The following is a 22513-nucleotide window of genomic DNA, read 5'->3' on the forward strand; positions in this document are numbered from 1 at the left end:
CAATTCGTTTTCAGTCCACCGATTAAATGAACCCTTGAAAAGCTTAATTTTGAATTCCGTACATAACAAGCTATGTTATAATTAAAGTGTATAAGAATGTAAAATATTCAATCTTTTTAAAATGTGTTGTGCAATGATTCGACTATTTTCTTCATTGAACATCGAGTAGTGATCACCTGCTACTGAGATAACCTCTAGTTTTGAAACAATGCTGTTCCAATTATATAGTGAGATTCGTTGATCGCCTACATGCTTAGGAACTGCCTTGAACATCATCAACTCCTGCTCAAGATACTCTGGTTCATAATTTTGATTTGCCAGTACATTTGACTTGTAAACATGGAATAAACTTTCCATGCCTGAATAGGAAAAGGAGTATGGAATAATTCCTTTACTTTTTGCAAGTTCTAATAGAGTTGACAAGGTATAGTTCGAATCATTCACTGAATCAATCCACTCTAAATTATTCTCCTGTCCAAAATTAGATATCGTTTCCATAATAAATTTATGAATCAACTGGCTCTCAGAAAAGGCTTTATGGCAAACATTTTTAAAATAATACGTATCAAATAACGCGAGCAGTTGAATATCCTCACCAATAGCTTTCATTTGCTGTGCAACTTCGAACGCAATCATACCGCCTATAGACCAGCCCGCGAGATAATAAGGGCCTTTAGCTTGACTATCTCTTATCGCAATTACATATTTTCTAGCCATTTCTTTGATGTTATCTATCGGGTTTAGCGCATCCATAACTCCTTGCGCTTGAATACCTATAACTGATATCCCATCTAAGCACTTAGCTAAGTGCTGATACGTGTACACCATTCCGCTCACAGGGTGGATAACAAACAGTTTTGGACTGTTAACCTGTTGATTTAATGGAACTAAAAATGAGTGTTTTACCGTGCCTTTTGACCGTATTACGTCAGCAAGATGTGAAATTGTACATTCTTGAAGTAAAGATGCAGGTGGTATTTCCACATTGAATTCATTTCTAATTTCTGAGATCAATTGTATTAAAAGTAAGGAATGCCCTCCTATACTAAAAAAATTGCTATTCACACTCACATGATCGACTTGAATCAGCTTTTCCCATATCATACTTAATCTTAATTCGATGTTATCTCTAGCAACCTGTGGCAGCAAAGTTTCATCATAGTATGATCCGTATAATGTATCTAACAAAGAAGTGTCTACTATTCCATCCTCTGTATAGGGAAAGGACGGAACTATTGATATGGAATGAGGAATCATGTAAATCGGCAATCGCCCTTTTAGCCAGCTGAATAGATCAGCAATTGACAATGGATAAATGTTCATAGGTAAGATGTACGCACACACTTCGTTTAATTGATCTTCATTGCTAACAATTATTTTAGCATTTATGATATGAGGATGACTTATTAATACATTCTCGATTGCATAAATGTCCAACTGATATCCGTATAAGGAGTATATCTCATTTTTTCTCCCCTTGTATTGGAGCAAGCCATCGCTACTCAAACGCACAAGATCCCCTGTTTTATATAGCTTACTTCCATTTTCTAATGCATACGGATTCGGAACAAAACATTCTGCCGTTAATCTAGGTTGGTTTAAATATCCTCGTCCAACGCCAGAACCACCAATGTACATCTCTCCGATTACCCCTCGGGGCACTGGCTCCATATTTGTACCTAGCACATAAATTTCTACGTTTAGCGGCGGTTTTCCCAAAGGCAACAGAGCAGAATATGCTTCTTCACTTACAGATACATGGTGAAATAACGCCGTAGGCACCTCTGTCTTCCTATATTCGACAACTAATTTTAACCCTGAAATCATATTTTTTATTTTTAAGATGAGTTCCGTGTGTACAAGCTCACCGCTTAAAATGAATCCTTGACGTGGCATTATAAAGCCACCCCTATTTACCTCTTCAGCCAGAAGTGATGGACTCATTTTTAGCCAATCTATATCGGCAGTTCTAAACGAATAAGTATTAGAGAGATGAATTTGGCCACCGCTCATCAGAGCAGGAAACAGCAAGGATTGAATAATGCTTTCTGCACCTGGGTGTTTTACAACATAATGTTCTTCTGGACTTAAACCTACTCCAGTAATCGTGCTCGTGCAATAATTCATTAGCTGACCATGATCCACCTGAATTGCTTTCGTTTGATCCAGCGAGTGAAATGAATAAGCGACACATGCCAAACTTTTGGAATCTATATGCAGTTTAGGATTAGCATCACTGTACAACGTAATCATCGTTTTGTAACTATCAAGCAAAATATGCTCTATAGTTTCGTTAAAAATGGCATGCAAATTCGAGCAGGTAATTATTAATTTCATACCTGTATCATGGGCAATTTCCATGATTCTGCCTGCTGGCCACGATGGATTAACGACTACATAGGCAGCGCCTGCTTTGATAATTCCAATAAGAGTAGATACCAGCTCTATAGATAAATCTAGATGTACTCCTATTATACCTTCCGCTTTAACGCCCTTCATAATTAAGCAATTCGCAATTTGGTTGGCGCTTTTATTCAGCTCATCATAAGTAATGCAGTTGTCGCCATATATAACAGCGATGGATTTCGGTGAAACCTTCACTCGCTCTTCGAAAGATTTAATAAATGTGCAAATTTCCGTTGTAGCTTCGTTACGACTTAACTCAATAAGGCAGTTCTCTTCCTCCCTAGACATTAACGAAAGTTCTGAAATCCTGCTCGTATTGTGCTGTAAAGAACTGCTCAATAGATGTTGAAAATGAGCAATAAATTGTTCAATATAATGGTCATCGAAAATATCGCTGTTGTAACGCATAACCCCAATGAGACCATCTTTATCTAACTGTATCGTAACAGTCAGATCGAACTTGGATCCGAGCACATCAAATTCATAAGGCTCCACTTGCACATTTTCAAGTTTAATATCAGCTGCTGGAGTGTTGTTAAAGCTAAACATAACCTGAAATAACGGAAATCTGCTTACATCATGTATTGGTCTAACTTTCTCAACAATTTTGTCAAATGGCACATCTTGATTCGAGTATGCCTCCAGCGACGTTTGCTTTACCTGCTCTAAAACATCTAAGAAGGTCATATCGTGTGTGATGGTTGTTCTTAATACGAGTGTGTTTACGAAAAAGCCGAGTACTTTCTCTAGGTCTTCGGTTGATCGCCCAGCGATTGGTGTGCCCACAATAATATCGCTCTGTCCTGTATAGCGATGCAGTAAAACTTTAAATGAGGAGAGTACAATCATAAATGGAGTTAATCCAGTCTGCTTCACTGTAGTTTGAATTAAGTCGTATACTTTTGGATCAACTGAAAACTGTTGAACCTTTCCACGCGATGTAAGTGTCGTCGGGCGCTGCTTATCTGTCTCTAGATTGAGTACATGCAGTTCCCCAGATAACTTGTTTGTCCAATAATTGAGTTGCTGCTCATATTTCTGTTCCTTTATCAAATGCTCGTTTTGCCAATAGCAATAATCTAAATAACGGAAAGGCAATTGCTCTAGCTGTGCTTCCCTACTGTGTACATATGCGTTGTACAGCTCAGTTAATTCTTTTAACAAGATGGAAATAGACCATCCATCCGAAATAATATGATGCATATTAATAAGGAAAATCCATTCTTCTAGGCCTAAGTAGATAAGATGAAACCGAATCAGTGGACCTATCGATAGGTCAAACTTATGCTGTAAGAGCTCCTGAATAATGTTCTTGATATTACGCTTGCCTTCACCATTAATGAGAATGAGCTTAAGCTTGTCATTCATCACTGGATGAATGACCTGCTCTGGTTGCCCATCACCTTGGATATGAAATGTTGTTCTCAACAAATCATGACGTTTCACCAAACATTGTATCGATTTTTCTAACTCGTTAGTAAGGAGCGTTCCTTTCATATGTAGAACAAGAGGAATATTGTTCGGTGATGCTGTGAGTTCCATGTGTTCAATGTACCATAATCTTTTTTGAGAAAAAGATAACGGCCCCGTTACCACTCTCTCATCTCCCATACCAATCTGTACTATTGGTCTATGAGAAAAGTCGTTTACATGATTTGAAATATAATGAGACAGTTCTTTAATGGTATGGTGCTCAAATAATATCCTTAAGGGAAGCTCCATATTTAATTGTGAACGTATACGAGAAATAACTTGCGTAGCAAGAAGAGAATGTCCGCCCACATCAAAAAAGGATTGGTTTACTCCTAAACGTACTAATCCCAATACTTCACACCAAATTTGTGCCATAGTTTTTTCAAGCTCTGTTTGCGGTTCGTCATCCGCTTCTACACACTCAAATGAGCGTTCTGGATCAGGAAGTGCTGCACGATTGACTTTTCCATTAGGAAGTAAAGGGATCTCTTGCAATTCAGACCAAAAGCTAGGGATCATATAACGTGGAAGTAGGGTTGCTACGTATCCCTTTAGTTCTTCAATGGTCAAACTGTTCGCTGGTCTAATCGTATAATAAGCTACGAAAAACTTTATATACTTTCTCTCCTGAACTAAGACAAATACATCTTGAATCGCACGATGGGACATAATGACCGATTCGATCTCAGAAAGTTCGATTCGATAACCTCGGATTTTCACTTGCTTGTCCAATCTACCATAGTAATTTAAATTACCATCTTCTCTAAACGAAACCATATCACCCGTTTTATACAATATCGATTGCTCTGGCGCAATTGGCAACTGAACAAAACTATCTCGCGTTAAATCTTCCCGATTCATGTATCCGTTAGAAACTGCTTGACCAGCTACGTAAAGCTCGCCTTTCACACCAATTGGTACCATATGCTGATATTTATCCAGCACGTATAGACCAACATTATTTATGGATGCCCCGATAGGTGGAATATCCTCCCACTCCTGAGTCAGTTGGGGCATCATATATTCGGTAACGACGTGTGTCTCTGATGGGCCGTAGTGATTATGCAATGTGCAATTAGGAATATTGTGAAAAAATTGACGAATTTTTTGATTAATGAGTAATTGCTCTCCTGCAGTAACTACATTTTTCAAGCTAAATCGCTCTTTACGTTCTAATACACAAGTTTCCGCCAGCTGATTCAAAGCGACGAACGGCATAAATATTCGCTCAACACGCTTCGATATGATTATATCAGCAAGCACAGAGAAATCATCTCTGTCTTCGTTGCGAATTAATATTAATGTCCCCCCTAAATATAGGGTGCTAAATATTTCTTGGAAGGCAACATCAAAACTAATCGTCGTAAACTGGAGTGTTCGACACGGCTCACCTAAAGTAGGATGCTCCTTGTGCCATTCTAGCAAGTTCACAAGTACTTGGTGAGGCATTGCAATTCCTTTAGGTTTGCCTGTTGAGCCAGACGTATAAATTACATAGGCTAAATCTTCCGGCAATACATCCGTTTCATACTTGTCCACTCTCAAATGCTGTAGAACATCTAGATGATTAAATGGGACAACTTGATTTTTATATGAAGGAATGATGTTTGGAACATCTAGATTCGTAACAATCAGTTGAATATTAGATTCCGATATCATATATTCTAAGCGCTCTGTAGGGTATCCCGGATCAATTGGTACATAAGCACAGCCTGCTTTTAAAATTCCCAACAAAGCCACAATCATTTCTACAGATCTATCCATTAATATGCCAATTAGCTGGTTTCTTTCACAAATAAACGAACTAATATAATGGGCAAACTGATTCGAATAATTATAAATTTCTTTATAAGTTAGTGCTACCTCGCCGTGAACAATGGCAATCGATTCACTATAATGTATACATGATATTAAATCATGTACACATTTAGTCATCGCTACAACAGGCTGATTCATTCCCCACTGCTTTAATTGGAGCAGCTCTGCTTCTGTAAGCATCGAAAATTGGGCCATAGGTGCCTCTGGAGCTTGGAACAATTGCGTAAGGAGCAACTCATAATGTTGAATCATTCTCTCAATCGTACTTGCTTTGAATATATCTGTGTTGTATTGAATATGAATCTGGTGCTCGTCCATCGCTTTTTGCACGGTAAAAGTGATGTCAAATTTAGAAGTTTGCGTATCTAATTGCATCGGAGCGATTTGAAGGTCCTGCATATGAATGTGTTCATTATCCGACGATTGAAAAATAAACATGACTTGGAATAATGGATTTAAGTTGCTGTTACGGTCTGGATGTATTTCTTCTACAATTTTTTCAAAAGGGACGTCTTGATTTTCATAAGCTTTTAATGAAGTCTCCCTTATTTGATCAAGAAGACTGCGGAATGACAGCTCCCCTGCCAAATGACTTCGAATGACGATTGTATTAGCAAAAAAACCGATGATTCCTTTTGTCTCTGTCTTATTGCGATTAGCAATTGGAGTGCCAATTGTTATATCATCCTGTCCCGAATACCGGCTAAGCAACACTTTAAGCACACTTAAATAAGACATAAACAACGTGTAATTGTGTTCTTCTGCATACAAATTGACCATTTTCGAAATGGCATTCGGCAAGGTATACCTAACCGTATCTCCTCTATAAGAGGGAACCACAGGTCTTGTGTAGTCTGTCGGTAGTGAGAGCGATTCTACTCCCAGTAGTTGCTGCTTCCAATAGTTCAGCCCACTTGTAATCTGCTCACCCGTTAGCCACTCTGTCTGCCATGTTGAAAAATCAGCATACTGAAATGGAAGTTCTCGTTCCAATGAAGAACCTGAGACAGAGCTATTATAAAAATCAGTTAATTCCTTCATAAAAACACCGATCGACCAACCATCAACGGCAATGTGATGGAAACTAGCAAGGAAAATGTGCTCTTGTTCCTTTAACTTTAGGATGCAAAATCGAACAGGCACATCTTCACTTAGGTCGAAAGGAGTTCTCGCTTTCTGCTCTAAAATGGAATCAGCTTGTTGGAGAATGGTTTCGGATTCGCTAGCAGATAAATCGATTAATTCAACCTCAAAAGGGCAATAACGATCTCGGACTTGCATAGGAATTCCATCTTTAGCTACAATTCGAGTTCGTAAACTATCATGGCGCTTCACAATTTCATTTAAAGCCATAACAAAACAAGGATAGTGAAAACTCCCTATTAACCTTAAAACAAAAGGAATATTATAAAATGAATGATCAGGATTTAATTGATTGACAAACCACAATCTCTTTTGTGCAAATGAAAGAGGCAGCTGTTGAGAATCATCATTCATGTTTTTAATTAGTGACGACTTTTGTTCATTATGAATGTGCTCTTTATTGCTCTCTTTCTTAAGTAATCGCTGTAACAATAACGAGCGCTTTTCATAGGACAAATCACCCAATTTTGAAGACATCCGAATTCGTCACCTCCAATCATTGCTACTTAAATGCAACAAAGTCACCCATTACTAAACAATCTATGTTGGATTTTAAGAACGTATTAACTGCATTTTGAGGTGTACAAACAATCGGTTCATTATCATTGAACGATGTGTTAAGTATCATTGGAACTCCTGTTAATAGAGCAAACTCATGAATTAATTGATAGTATCGTTTGTTTATTTCAGGTTTAACGGTTTGCACTCTGCTAGTTCCGTCAATATGAACGATAGCCGGAGTTTTTTCTGGATATTTAGAGCTATAATTGACCAACATAAAGTCAGATGCACTGCATGCATGAGAAACTTCGTACCACTCATGCAATTGATCAGCTAGTATACTTGGGGCAAAAGGTCTGAAGTCTTCCCTATGTTTAACAATAAGATTTATCTTATCTCTCATTTCCGGGCTTCTTGGATCTGCTATCAAACTACGGTTCCCAAGCGCTCTCGGCCCAAACTCCATAGCTCCTTGGAACCAGCCTATAATCTTCTGCTCACATAATAACTGAGCAACATATTTCTCGATCGAATCCTTTCGCTCATAAGTCAAGCCAGCTTGCTGCAGAGCCAGCTCATATTGAGTATCACTAAAACTTGGTCCATAGTAAGGATGTGTAATTTCAAATCTAGGCGTGTGATTTAAATGTTCGTGCCAAACTAATTGGGCAGCACCAACAGCAGTTCCAGCATCATGTGCAGCCATATGAATATATAAATCAGCGTATAAACCTTCTTCAACAATCGATCCATTCGCCACGCAATTAAGGGCAACGCCTCCAGCTAAACATAAGTTGTCCATACCAGTGCTAATTTTAAAATATCGAATCATATGCAGTAATATTTTTTCGGTCACTTTTTGCAATGCATATGCAATATTTTGATGTACAGCCGTTACTTGCTCGTTCGCCCCACGACGTTTTGTGTTAAATGAATTCTCTAGCTCAGAGTAATCTTCTATGCGGAATTTCATGATGTTATTATCAATAGAAAATTTCCCATCCGGCAATATATGAACAATCTTGTTTAAGGCAGCAATAATTTTATCATCAGCACGTCCATACGTTGCCAACCCCATGAGTTTGCATGCATCATACTCTGAAAACCCTAAATATTTGCACATTTTTTCCCATAGAAAACCAATTGAATTCGGATAATTGATTTCTTCTTTAACTAGCAAACGTTCGCCTTTTCCTATTGCAAACATCGTAGAGGCACTTTCTCCGATTCCATCTACTACTAGAATTGCGGCCTCTTCAAATGGTGAACCATAGTAACTCGATGCAGCATGACTTAAATGATGTGAGATCCATTTAAATTCACCATGAAAGCCCATTTGCATGAGCTTATCAGGTATTTGATTTATTTTATCGTAAAAAAATTTTTCACCATCTTCGCTACCCCACCCGCCAGCTTCAACAAAATCCGCATGCTTGGCATTGTCCAATCTATTTTCCGGCAAAAATGAGCAAGCTACCCACTCTACTTCATCGATTTTAATGCCTGCTTGCTCCAAGCAATATTCAATAGCTTGAAGCGGTAATACATCTGGATTATCGATCTCGGCAGGCTTTCCGTGCTTAACTCGGTTGAATCGTTCTTCTTCAACAGCTGCAATCAAACGTCCATCTTTCAAAATAGCAGCTGATGATTCATGATATACACAATTTATACCTAAAATATACATTTTTGTCATACCACCTTTTTAGAGAGATAAGATTAAACAACGTACACTTCCGCCACTCTTTTTGAACTCACTCATGTCGGTTTTAATAACCTCGTAACCATAATGATTCAGCTTTTCTTCCAGCTCCGTCGTACAGTTATCCATAATCAATTTGTTGCCTATCGGAATGTTGTTACATACAAAGAATTCTTTTGCATCCTGTTCGGTGCATTCAATTCTTCTCTCGTACGTTTGGCGCAAATACTCTAAACTCTCATCAGTAAATGCAGAAGGGTAATAGAGCACTGTATTTTCATCAATTAAGGCAATTGCAAGGCCCAAATGGTAAAAACCATCGTCCTTTAAATGCAACACCCCTCGTAAGTTAAGATCAGGATATACTTTAAGCACATAGTCTAGCGCTTCCTTAGAAGAACGTTGACCGTAACCGTATAGCACTTCTTTATTAAACCAAACAACATCTCCCAATCCTTCAAATGCAATATTATCTGGGATTGTGTGACATTCCAATCCATTCTTATACATCCATTCCATATAATGCGGCACTTCAACTGCTCTTTCTGCATGACGGAAATTACTTGCTAAAAATTTGTTGTCGCATACGATACCAGCATCACCAATAAAGGTCATATCAGGACAACCCTCAGCAGGATCTAGCAGCACGATCTCTATTCCAAGGCTCTCTAATACACGATAAGCATAATTCCACTGTTCCTCTGCCTTCTCTTTGTTTACCTTATTGTTTACATCCATATACGGATTGATTGAGTATTCAATATCAAAATACGTTGGCTTGCACATCAAAACTTTTGTAATAATCATGTAAAATCACCCTTCTGTATATTTATTTTCAAATAACTTTCCAAGCCGCCATTTCTTTGATCAGAGTAGACATCTGTTTACGTTCGATTTCGATTCGCACCTCCTTGTTCAAATCTACGAAATTCAAGGACATGAGGCTGTTCGCACCAATCATAAATGCTTTGAATTGTTCTAAAGTTACCCCTTTGCCTAACAAATAAGGGATTATCCAAAAATCAAACGACCATTGCGGCAGCCATTGTGAATCCTCGATTTCTTGCTGCAATCTTTCAAGGTAATCCATCGCCTGCCCACTATTAAGTGTCGCATGCCGCCAAACAAATCCTTCTCCTGAAATATCATATTTCTCGCGTTGGGCATCAATTTTTGTACCTTTTTCGCAATACCACAATTGCGCCCTAAAATAGTCCATTTTGGTTTCTTTAATAAAATTTGTTGTTTCAAGCAGCGTTTCTTCTGATTCTCCGGGAAATCCAGCGATAAATGAGCCAAATGTAAGAATCCCGTGTTTTTTCAAAGTTTTAATTCCTTGGCTGTACTTCTCTATCGTGGCTGCTTTATTCATATTTTTCAGAATCGACGGTGCCCCTGATTCGATACCTAGAAACACACCTTTACAACCACTTTCAGCCATTAACTCAATAGCTTCTTCATCCGCATTTGCGCATCGGAAATAGGAGAACCAATTAAAGTTATATTGCTTTCTTATCATCAGCCGGCATATTTCTTTGAATCTTTCAATCGGCACATTGAAAGTGTCGTCAATAAATACCACATTCGATACGTTGCCTAACTTTTTAATAGAATCCAGTTCTAACTCGACTGTTGTTATATCTGTTAGTGTCAACTTTCCCGCTCTAGTCGGGTAATTACAAAAAGCACAGTTAAAGGCACAACTTCTAGCAGTCCTCGTTTGAATCGTATGTCCGAGACTTTCCTCTTGAAAGTTCATCCAATTAATATAGTTTTCATCTAAGTTGTTGCTCTCGGGTTCGACATGGGTCGTTATCAAGTCCCCATTTTCAAAAAAAGCAAGATTCGGCACACTACTAAGATTGCCCTTTTCTTTTAAGCATCCTATAACTTTTGTCAGTGTTAATTCACCTTGCGATTCCACCACGTAAATATCTGCACCGATATCTTCAAGCGCAATCTCAAAACCTTCCTTATCATAATTTCGAAAATGATTAAGAATGAGGGGCCCACCCACAACAATTTTGACATTCTGATTATGCTCACGAATGAAGTTAACCATCTCAATGACAGGAAAATTGAGTACATAAAATGTAGTCGTAATTCCAATAACTAAGGGATTCATTGACAAATATTGAATCAATTTATCTTTCTCATATTGGAACAAATTAACATAACGTCCTTTTACCCCTTTGTTATATAAATGATTCGACAAATAAACGGCGGCTAAGTTCGGAATCTCCCCCGATACAAACATGTCACGTTTCTGAGCAGAATTCGGAAATGCTTGTTTATAGACATAATTCATCAGATCAATGTAATTCAACTTTTGTCCATCTACCTCTACAAAGCTAAATTTCAGATCACGGTATGCCTCGGAATCTTTCCCATAATTCGATAACATTTGCTCATATGATGAAAATGAGGGCTCATTATATCCAATTAATATGTAGTCCAGTTGATCTCTTTCCAATTCAATCCCTCCACCACTCCGAACTTACGTTTCAATTCCTTCGATTTCATTCATTAACAGGAGTAATTCTTCATCTGAAATATCTGAAAACTTATGATTTACAATCGTTTGAATTAAAAAGTGAATCGTTAAAGATTGGAATACTTCATGCAACGGTATATTCACGTTAAATTTCTCATTTAATCTGGACAACATCATTGTCGCTAATAAAGAATGACCTCCCAGCTTGAAGAAATTATCGTAAATACCGATGCTTTCAGGCGCAATATTTAAAATGGATCCCCATATTTGCGAAACCTGAATTTCTTCTGGAGATAAAGCAACTGTTTTCTTTTTTTCACGTTGATTAAGCTTTGGATAGCTGCTTAATTTTTTTCTATCAACTTTCAAGTTCGGAAGCCGTGGAATCGAAGCGATTTCGATAATAGATGTAGGCACCATATAATCAGGCAACTTTAAACGCAAGAACGATACTATCTCCGCTTCCTCATATGAAGCTCCCTCCTGGAGCACAACATGAGCCAGAATATGCTTCTGATTCTGCTGATTATCTACTATAGATGCCACACACTCTTTTATACTGTCGTGAGAGTGTAAAGCTATTTCAATCTCTTCTAATTCAATGCGGAACCCGCGAATCTTTACTTGAAGATCATTGCGGCCAAGATGCTCGATGTTGCCATCCACAAGATATCTCCCTTTATCCCCTGTCTTGTACATACGTTCTCCATGTAAGCTGAATGGATTAGGAACAAATCGAGCAGCAGTTAAACTTGGATTTAAGTGGTACCCCATGGCTACACCATGTCCCGCAATATAAATTTCTCCTTGAGCTCCTATTGGAACAGGGTTGAACTCATCATCTAAAATATATACATCTGTGTTCGCTATCGGACGGCCTATCGGAACGCTGTTATGGTTGTCCTGTTGCACATTTTTCATACCAAACCAAATGCTTGCAACTGTTGTCTCAGTTGGTCCATACACATTGTAAAATGTACGGTTGTTGCTCCACTTAACAGCAAGTTTATGTTGGCATCTTTCCCCACCTGTTGCTATCGTTCGAAGTGACGGAACATCCTCTGGCTCCAACATTTCCAAAATAATTGGAGGCAAATCACCAAATTCCACTTCATTTTTACAAATCATCTCTTTGAGATCAGAAATCATAATCTGCTCTTCTCTAGATACGATACATAACGTAGCACCAGATAACAAAGCAGAGAAAATTTGATATACGGAGGCATCAAAGCTTATCGTTGCAAATTGACAAACGCGACTGTTATGCTGAATTCCAAATTCTTCGATAGCTGCTAAGGTAACATTAATCACGTTACTATGATTCACTAATACTCCATTTGGAACCCCAGTTGAACCCGAAGTATAGATGATATAAGCAGAATCGATACCTGTAACCAGAGCGTCCAGATTCCCTTCCAATTGAATACCGATCCGATCAATGTCGTCTAAATACATCAATGGAACCTGACTCGGAATATGCAACAATCCAAATGAAGCATGATCGGTCACTAGACAGTCTAAGTTTGCATTTTCAATGATTGTCGTCAGACGATCCGATGGTTGCAATGGATCTAACGGTACGTAAGCTGCACCGCATTTCAGAACAGCTAACATGCCTACTATCATCTCAATCGAGCGATTCACACAAAGACCAACATAACTGCCTCGCTTAATATGATTTTGTTGTAATTGACGAGCAATTCGATTTGCCGTATCGTTTAACTCTTTATAAGTCATTTGTTGCTCTTTAAATGTAAGTGCAATGCTGTCCGGATAATTTTCAGCTTGCTGCTCGAACAACCCATGAATAGTATGTTCCTTGTCTGGCTGCTTAGTGACTCCTGAACGCCATTTATCCAATGTTTGCTGTTCATGTTCTGACAGTATTGATATTTGTGATAGTGGATTTTCTGGGTATTTCACAATGTCCCCGAGTAAAGAAATGTAATTATGTAACATTCTTACGATACTATCTGCTTCATACAAATCTGTACTATATTCAATGACGGCAGACAATTTGCTATCGGAAGATTCAATAATAAGCAAGGTTAAATCAACCTTGGATGTCGACCATTCATACATAAATGGTTGAACCGCAAGCTCTCCAAGCTTAAAGTTCGCCACTTGATCATTCTGATACGTAAACGCAACTTGGTATAACGCATTATGACTTGAGCTCCGCTCTGGACAAATTGCTGCGACAATTTTTTCAAACGGATAATCCTGATTTTGAAATGCATCAAGTGTAGTCGCTCTAATGTCATTTAACAAAGATGTGAACGGGGTATGAGATGCGCATGTTGAACGAATAACAATTGTGTTAACAAAGAAACCAAATATCGAATTCAGTTCTTGATTATCTCGTCCCGAAACAGGAACACCGACTAAAATATCGGATTGCTTAGAGTAGCTGTACAGCAACACATGGAATGCGGATAACAAAGTGATGAAATTGGAGACACCATGAGCTCGACTCATTTCTTTTACACTTTGTGCAAGCTCGACAGGAAAATCTAGTCGCTTTGTTCCTCCTCGGAAGCTTGGAAATGGTTGTCTTTGACGATCTGTGGGTAACTCGAGAACGGAAGGCGCATCCCTCAGTTGTGCCTTCCAATAATCTAGTTGCGATTTCATTTCACCACTATCCATCCACTGTCTCTGCCACAGGCTATAATCAGCATACTGAAGTGGACTATCTAACTCGATATCTTCTTGTTCTATATAAGCCGTATAGTAACGCTCTAACTCTTCTAATAACAAAGAGATTGACCAACCATCTGCAATGATATGATGCATGACTACACACAACACAAACTTGTTTTCGTCTGTTTTTATCAAAGTAATTCTTATTAGAGGACCATCTTCCAAGGAGAATGGAAGTTGAATTTCTTGTTCTACTAGATTTTGAACATCGCCTGTTCGAACAGAATCCGCTGAGCCTTCTAATTGAACGTGCTTGATATCAATAGTGATATCTTTTACGCTTTGCACTGCTTTTTCATTACTAATAGGAAATACTGTACGCAAAGCCTCATGTCTTTCTACAACCTGATTGATACTCCATTGCAATGCATCGATTTGGAGTTCCCCCTCTATTTGAACAACTATCGGGAGGTTATAGAAGCAACTTTTCGGACTTAACTGATGCAGAAACCATACTCGTTCTTGAGCAAAAGACATTTCCATCATATTATGATGTTGAACCTTCTGGATCGCTTGCAAAGAGACTGGTTTAGCAGCCCGATTGATGCGAATAATTTCATCAGCTAACTCGTCTACGACTGGATATTTAAATATGGTTCGTAACCCGACCTTTGTTTTGAGCGTCTTACGAATTCGTGAAACCAATTTAGTAACGAGTAGAGAATGGCCTCCCAACTTAAAAAAGTGATCTTTACCCTTTATATTCTTGAGTCCAATAATCTCTTCATATAAACCGCATAATATTTCGATTATATTTGTTCTCTCGGAATAATTGAATTCCGGTAATTGGTCCACACTGTCTGTTTTCTGATAACTGTGCTGTATGTTTTCTAAAGTGAGGTTCAATACATTTCGATCGATTTTTCCGGATGCCGTAAGGGGAATCGAAGCTAGTACAATAATATGTTTGGGAATCATATAATCTGAAAATGCTCTCGTTAAACAACTACGAACTTGTTCTCTTATCAACTTCTCTGGCAGATCGCAATCTTGCTGTGGAACAATAAAAGCTGTTAGCTCATGCTCATAGTTATCCTTTGATTTAGCAAAAATAACAGCTTCATGAACAAAAGACTGCTTCATTAATTCGTGTTTGATTTCATCTGGCTCTACACGATAACCGCGTATCTTAAGCTGATCGTCGGATCTTCCTATAAACTCTAGATTTCCATCAGGCAAGTATTTAACGATATCGCCGGTGTTATATAGACGTTTTGATGTATTCAAAGCATCAAAGTGAACATGTTTAAATCTTTGTTCTGTAAGATCCTTTGCATTGATATAGCCTCTGGCAACTCCTTTACCTTCTACATACAGTGTGCCTGCAATTCCAATCGGTACTGGTTGCATGTTGTCATCTAACACATACAACTTCGAATTGCCCACTGGTGTCCCTAAAGGAGTATTGCCATAGTTGCGTCCTGCATCTTCCAACGTAACTTTATACATAAGCACTCCAACTGTTGTTTCAGATGGACCATAGTGATTATATATGCTGCATGTTTGAGCCTTCTTATGAATATTGCGCACGTACTCCCAAGAAGAAGCTTCTCCCCCGAATATTAATCCATGCTTTGGAAGCAGCTCAACTATGTCCATATTATGTTCTAATGCGCGCAAATGAGAAGGAGTTATTTTCATCCAGTCAATATGATAACTAGAAATATAGCTAGCCAGCTTCTTCGCATCCAAAGCATCATCTTCCAGGATAAGATGCAGGCAACCACCAGATAGTAAAGAGCCATATAGCGCCGTTTTGCAAAAGTCCGTTGTTAATGCTTGCAGTAAAATGTGATGATGACCGGTATGCATACCAAAAAATTGAACGGCAGATCTTACATAGTTAGTGATATTACCGTGTGTAATTTCCACCCCTTTTGGGGCTCCCGTTGATCCGGACGTAAACACGACGTATGCCGTATGATCGATATTACCCACAGATTCAGGATTTTGTTTAGATAAATGCATAGTCTGAGCATGAATCTCGTTCATTTGCATGACTTTCAGATCATGATTAGCGTTTTCAATGACTGCTTGCTCATTCACGATTACAATACGAATTGTAGCGATATCAATCATCGATTGAATGCGATTCCATGGATTCTTCGTGTCTAAAGGCACATATGCTCCGCCTGCTTTTAGCACAGCCAATATACATACAATATAATCTAACGATTTTCGCATATATAAACCGATTTTCGTATCCACACTGACGCCATTTTCTATTAAATAGTGAGCAATCTGATTCGCTTTTTCATTCAATTGCTTAAAGGTTAAAGAGGCCTCACCTAAGACGATAGCGGTTGCATCCGGACTTTGTACAACCTGTTGCTCAAACCATTCATGCAGTAATCGCTCTTCATTAAAACGTTGAGATGATTGTCCCCAATCTAATAGCAGTTTGTTTTTTTCCTGCGTGCTTAATATTGACAATTCGTCAATTGGATCATGATAACGATGTAATACATTCATCACTAAGGCATTAAAATATTCAACTAACCGCTCAATCTCATCCTCTGCGAATAGAGGTGTTGCAAATTGAACTAATAACCGCATGGACTGATCTGTTATGACAAATGAGAATATTAAATCATACTTGGTCGTTTCATTGTAAATAAGCGTTGCTTCCGTACTCAAGCCATTAAAAAGCACATCCGATGGTTCATGTTGCATCCCATACATTACATTAAACAAGGCTGAATCTCTGGATTGCCCAAACTCTTTTGCTATCACTTCTATAGGAACATCCTGGTTTGACAATGTTTCAAGGAAGCCATCCCGGACTTGATGGATGAGTTCGCAAAATGGAGGATTTCTAGATAAATCGCTTCGGTATAGGGTCGTATTCACAAAACAACCCATCATATGGTCTAAACTTTGATTTGTTCTTGCAGTTATTGGAGATCCCAATACGATGTCTGTCGTGCCTGTATATTTGTAAATTAACAGGTTAACCAAAGTTAATACGGCAACATTTAATGTAACTTGTTCCTTTTGGCTTATTTCCAAGATTGCATTGTATACATCTGACGGTATATCCTTGGATATTTTTTTGCCGTTCCTATTTTCAGTTATTCGATTCTCAGAATGGCCAGCAAATGAAATAGCGTCAGGAATATTCGCCAGCTTATTTTTCCAAAATTGAAGCTGATTTTGGAGTTTTGGTGATGATATGCGCTTGCTCTCCCATACGGAGTAATCTGTGTAGCGTAATTTCAGTTCAGGCAATTCCGGTGTCTGGTTTGAACAAAAATCATTGTATGCAGATGCTAACTCTCGCATAAAGATTCCGGTCGAAGTACCATCTGAAATAATATGATGTACGATATAAAAGAGTACATGTTCCTGGTCACTAATTTTAATTAATTTAATCCGAAATGGTGGATCGTTAACGAGATCAAAAGGTTGGTTAGCTTCCTCAAGGGCGTATTGGTTAATAGTTTCCTGTTGATCCCCGTGCAGATGGGAAAGATCAACGATTGGAAGTTCAAATTTAACTTCATCCAAATATTGCTGATAAGGGATATGATCCACTTCATGGAATCTCAATCTTAAAACTTGCTGACGATCAATCAACAATTGTATAGCCTTTGTTAAAGCTTCAATTTGCAGCTCGCCATTTAACCGTACGCTAATCAAGGCATCATTAAAAATAGGAGTGCCTAAATTTAATTTTTCAACAAACCACATCCCTTGTTGTGCATAAGACAGCGGATATTTCCCGTCATCAGATATAAAAGTATCTAATTTAATTTCATCTTGCTGCACCTGCTCAATTTCCAAGCGCAGCAATTCAATTAACTTCTCCCTCTGCTCTACGGAAAGCTCATCAATCCGATTGTCTGACTCTCTCATATCCTCACCTCGTCAAGACAGTATTCAGAACTTTTGTTAGCCTTCTAATTTATTCAACAGTTTGTTTAATACTTCAACATCGATACCGGACAATTGATATTTGTAGATATACGCTGCCTGTTTCTCGATAGTTGGTGCTTCAAAAATAGTTCTCATAGATACACCAACTTTGAAAACTTCATTGATGCGGTTTACTAATCGGATAGCCAACAAGGAATGGCCGCCAATGATAAAGAAGTTGTCGTATATATCCAACTGCTTTCTATTTAAAATTTCACACCATATTTGTTCCAGTTTTGACTCTGTCGCCGTTCTCGGCCTATTGTTTAGGCAGTCCATTTCTTCTGCAAAATCCCATTTTTTCAATGCAGCCATATCAATCTTTCCACTACTTAATAGTGGTAATTTATCCACATAGACCAGATGAGTTGGAACAAATGCTCCTGGCAGCCTTTCAGACAGAAACTCAATGATTTCTTTTTTGTCCTTGCGTGCATCACCTTGTTGTAAGACGATAAATGCAGATAAAATCGGTTGTTCCTGTTCGTCATATATAATCGTAACTACAGCTTTTTCTATAGCCTCATAACGAAGCAGCACATTCTCAATCTCTCCAGATTCAATACGGTGACCCCGTATTTTCACTTGATTATCACTTCTGCCAAGTAATTCAATACTTCCACAAGCATGAAAACGTGCGAGATCCCCCGTTCTATACACCTTGGTATATCCTTCATTATTCATCTTAAGATTGATAAATTTACTGTTCGTTAATTCAATATTATTTAAATACCCTGTTGCGACTCCCATTCCTCCAATACAAAGCTCTCCAACTACACCAATTGGAAGTAGGTTCAAGTTACTGTCGACAATGTAGAATTGAGTATTAGCAACAGGCTTTCCAACTAGGATTGTACTATCCTTGCTGTCGATTGCTTGTACAGAGGACCATACAGTCGTTTCAGTCGGTCCATACATATTGTAGACGTTAATTGTAGAAAACCTTTCGTATATACGATCCTTGAGATGCACACTCAATCGTTCTCCTCCCAAAAGAACTGTCTTTAAGGAAGACCTACTAACGGATCGATTCATTCCGGACAATACGATTTCCATAAGAGAAGGTGTACATTGCATGATTGTTACGTCATGCTTGTGAATGAGCTCCTCTAGTGAATAAGGTTCTTTTTGAACGATGCATTTCTGCCGCAGCAGATTTAGATGTTCCAAGTGTTCAATAATTTGTTCTTTTTCAATTCCAAAGTCAATCAAACAACAAATCTCATTAACTCCAATTGCTTTAAGCTCGCGAACAATGTTAGTGCAATGCGCAACATCCCCAAGCAATCCATTCTGTTCAAAATAAACATCAGCAGCTCGGTTCCATCTCATTTGCTCCATCTCTTCACCTGACGGATTGGAGTACGCTACATGTTCCATTTTTTTAATCAAATTTGCTGATGATTGCAAATAGCGCTTTACAGGTTCATAAGCTATAGCACGAACTTGCTCATTGGATTCACCAACAAATGTGTGCATCATTAATGAAATCTTATGATCTTTTGGATTATGCCCGTGTTCGATTAAAGCTTTATGATACAACTGAATATGATGTTCGAGCTGTTGGATCGATTGTCCAATAAGATGCGTCAATACGTTGGCTCCGATACGCCCAGCTTGTATATACGTATCCGCTGATCCGCTAGTCGTTACCCATACAGGCAATTCCTTCTGAATCGGTACAGGCTGCACCTTCAAACTGACATTGCGGCCTTCACCATTTATACAATCCCATTCTTCTCCCCTCCATATACTTTTAATACGAGGGATATAATCAATCAACACATCCGCACGATCCTGAAAATGGTCTGGATTAAAGACAAAATCATCAGGATGCCAACCGGATGCAAAAGAAATCCCTACTCTTCCATTTGAAATATTGTCTACAACTGACCATTCTTCAACAACCCTGAACGGATGATGCAAGGGTAATACAACACTGCCTGCTCTAATGCTGATACGATTCGTAATCATTGCCAATGCTGCCCCTACTACCGATGGGTTTGGAAACAATCCCCCGAACTCATCAAAATGACGTTCTGGCATCCACACTGCCGTGAACTTATTCTGATCCGCATATTTTGTTGCTTCAAAAATCAAATTGTATTGTTCTTGTCCCAAATTCGATAAAGAGGAAAAAAAGGATAGACTAAAATCTATTGGACTCTTTTTGTCTGTGTCGTCTATTCGATTTGCCTTCCTGAACATCGCTTCATCTGAAGCAATTATGACTTTTGCCCCTTGAGACAACGGCCATAGCAACTCCAATATGGAGATATCGAAACCAATACTTGTGACCGCTAGCACCGTATCATTTGGACCACACTTTATTTTTTGTTGCATTGCGACAAAAAAGTTTAATATGTTTCCGTGACTGATTTGCACCCCTTTGGGCTGCCCAGTTGAGCCAGACGTATAGATTACATAAGCCTGGTCTTTCAACGACACTTTATTGGAGGGGTCACAGAAATCGTCATCTTCGTTAATATTTTCGAGGCTTAAAATGGTCAGCTCACGAGATACCGCTAATTTCTTAAGCCCAGTTTGTGAAACTACTACTGAAAGACCCGAATCTTCAATCATACCATTCAAACGGTGAACTGGAATTGTTGGATCAAGCGGGAGATACTTTCCTCCCGCCTTTAGCACCCCAAGCATCCCTGCGATCATCTCATCCGAACGTTCTAAATAAATACCAACTATCGTATCTAATGTCACGCCTGAATTTCTCAATACAACAGCAATTTGATTCGCTCGATGGTTTAAGTCTTTGTAAGTAACTTGACGATCCTCAAATACGACTGCAATTGCGTCAGGAGTTAAATTAACTTGTGCTTCGATAAGTTGATGGATACATTTTTCCGGCAATGACATATCGGTTGCATTCCACTCATCTAGCATCAGATCTTTTTCGTCCTGTGTAAGCATGTCAAGTTCAGTAATAGGGATATCAAGATGAGAAATTCCCGAATTTAGCAAGATACAATAATGCTTTAACATTTGAGATACAATCTCGTTCGTAAATAAATCAAAGCTGTATTCACATTCCAAAATTAGCTCATTGCCTCGACGATCAATGGTAAACGATAAATCGTATTTTACGATTCCCGTATCTACTTTACTTACAGTGCAGTTCGTTGCATGAAATAAATCATGTTGTGGTTCATTATTTAAATACGTATATAGCACTTGAAAAATTGGACTATAACTCAAATCTCTGGTCGGGTTAATTGCCTCAACAACTTTTTCAAAAGGGCACTCGCTATGCTCATATGCGGATAACATCGTTTCTTTCACATCATGCAGCAAAGACCTGAAAGTTTGATAATCAGACATGCTTGTGCGCAATGCAATATTATTCATAAATAAGCCAATAATTTGTTCTGTATCTGGATGATTGCGATTGAGCATAGTAGAGCCTATAACGATATCCTTTTGACCTGTATATCTGTACAATAGCGCAATTAAGGCACTTTTCGTCACCATATATGGTGTCGCCATCGCCGCTTTGCAAACGCTTTGAATTTTGGCAACTATGTGCGACGGAATCTTGATCTCTTGCTTCGCACCTTTACTTGTTCTATTTTTAGGCCTCGTTCCGATTGCAGATAGATTCAACAATGGTGGTGCATCTTGTAGTGCATCTACCCAGTAGTTCAATTGCGACTGAAAACCGTCATCTTGCATGTACTCTCTTTGCCAGATGGAATATTGCGAATACGTAGGTCCACCAGTAGATAACGTACAGCGCTTCTGAGCTACTAATAAAAGATATAACTCACTCAATTCCTGGAAAAACATAGACATGGACTGAGCATCACTAATGATATGATGAATAGCAACGATTACAGCAGACTCATGTTCAGCGATTTTTACAAAACCGACCCGAAACAATGGGCCTTCGGATAAATTAAAGGGCTTAAGCGCCATCGCACGAGCCATATCATTCAATTTTTTTTGAAGATCGTCTTTATTGTCCCATGATGGTTCGAACTGTTGAATATCTATTGGCAGTGAATCCAATACACGTTGATAGACTTTGTCCGATTCCGTGTATAATACGGTTCTTAAACTTTCGTGCCTTTCCGCAAGCAACACAATACTTTGTTGTAAATAGCTAAAGTTCAACAAAGTGTTTAAATGCAGGATGAAACCCTCATTATATATCGGCGTTTCTGGGTGTAGCTGCTCCATAAACCAAATTCTTTCCTGTGCAAATGATAGCGGAAGCTTTTCTGCTGACTGTGTAGATGCAGATTCACCTGATTGCTTGTTGACTTTCTCATCTTGTTTTAAACCTTGTATCGTGTCTATAAGATCTGAATCATTCGGCATCAGTATCAAACCTCTTCATGGAT

The 22513-nt window shown here is 38.6% G+C and carries 6 protein-coding genes; all 6 read right to left on the bottom strand.

The window, feature by feature from the left end; all coding sequences use genetic code 11:
* Positions 1-81: 81 nt before the first annotated feature.
* From M3661_RS15815 to M3661_RS15840, 6 genes are read right to left on the bottom strand one after another with little or no spacing between them, the layout of a single operon-like run.
* Positions 82-7317, bottom strand: coding sequence for an amino acid adenylation domain-containing protein (locus tag M3661_RS15815; RefSeq protein ID WP_251486634.1), 7236 nt, complete (start codon positions 7315-7317; stop codon positions 82-84).
* A gap of 25 nt (positions 7318-7342) precedes the next feature.
* Complete coding sequence (locus M3661_RS15820; protein ID WP_251486637.1) at positions 7343-9028, bottom strand: carbamoyltransferase family protein; 1686 nt, start codon at positions 9026-9028, stop codon at positions 7343-7345.
* A gap of 18 nt (positions 9029-9046) precedes the next feature.
* Positions 9047-9850 (bottom strand): dimethylarginine dimethylaminohydrolase family protein, encoded by an 804-nt coding sequence (locus tag M3661_RS15825; RefSeq protein WP_083189305.1) that lies wholly within the window; start codon positions 9848-9850, stop codon positions 9047-9049.
* A gap of 28 nt (positions 9851-9878) precedes the next feature.
* Entirely contained in the window at positions 9879-11516 is a 1638-nt protein-coding gene (locus M3661_RS15830; RefSeq protein ID WP_251486640.1) for a PhpK family radical SAM P-methyltransferase, read from the bottom strand.
* A 24-nt stretch (positions 11517-11540) separates the two neighbouring features.
* Positions 11541-18095 (bottom strand): non-ribosomal peptide synthetase, encoded by a 6555-nt coding sequence (locus M3661_RS15835; RefSeq protein ID WP_251486643.1) that lies wholly within the window; start codon positions 18093-18095, stop codon positions 11541-11543.
* A 36-nt stretch (positions 18096-18131) separates the two neighbouring features.
* Positions 18132-22490, bottom strand: coding sequence for a MupA/Atu3671 family FMN-dependent luciferase-like monooxygenase (locus tag M3661_RS15840; protein WP_251486646.1), 4359 nt, complete (start codon positions 22488-22490; stop codon positions 18132-18134).
* Positions 22491-22513 lie beyond the last annotated feature (23 nt).

It is taken from the genome of Paenibacillus sp. MER 180, from assembly GCF_023713665.1.
Classification (GTDB): Bacteria; Bacillota; Bacilli; order Paenibacillales; family Paenibacillaceae; genus Paenibacillus_B; species Paenibacillus_B suaedae.

Bases quoted from the DNA above. Each gene is read 5' to 3' on its own strand.
- M3661_RS15815 (WP_251486634.1), bottom strand. From the start codon at position 7,317: ATGTCTTCAAAATTGGGTGATTTGTCCTATGAAAAGCGCTCGTTATTG.
- M3661_RS15820 (WP_251486637.1), bottom strand. From the start codon at position 9,028: ATGTATATTTTAGGTATAAATTGTGTATATCATGAATCATCAGCTGCT.
- M3661_RS15840 (WP_251486646.1), bottom strand. From the start codon at position 22,490: ATGCCGAATGATTCAGATCTTATAGACACGATACAAGGTTTAAAACAA.
- M3661_RS15825 (WP_083189305.1), bottom strand. From the start codon at position 9,850: ATGATTATTACAAAAGTTTTGATGTGCAAGCCAACGTATTTTGATATT.
- M3661_RS15835 (WP_251486643.1), bottom strand. From the start codon at position 18,095: ATGAGAGAGTCAGACAATCGGATTGATGAGCTTTCCGTAGAGCAGAGG.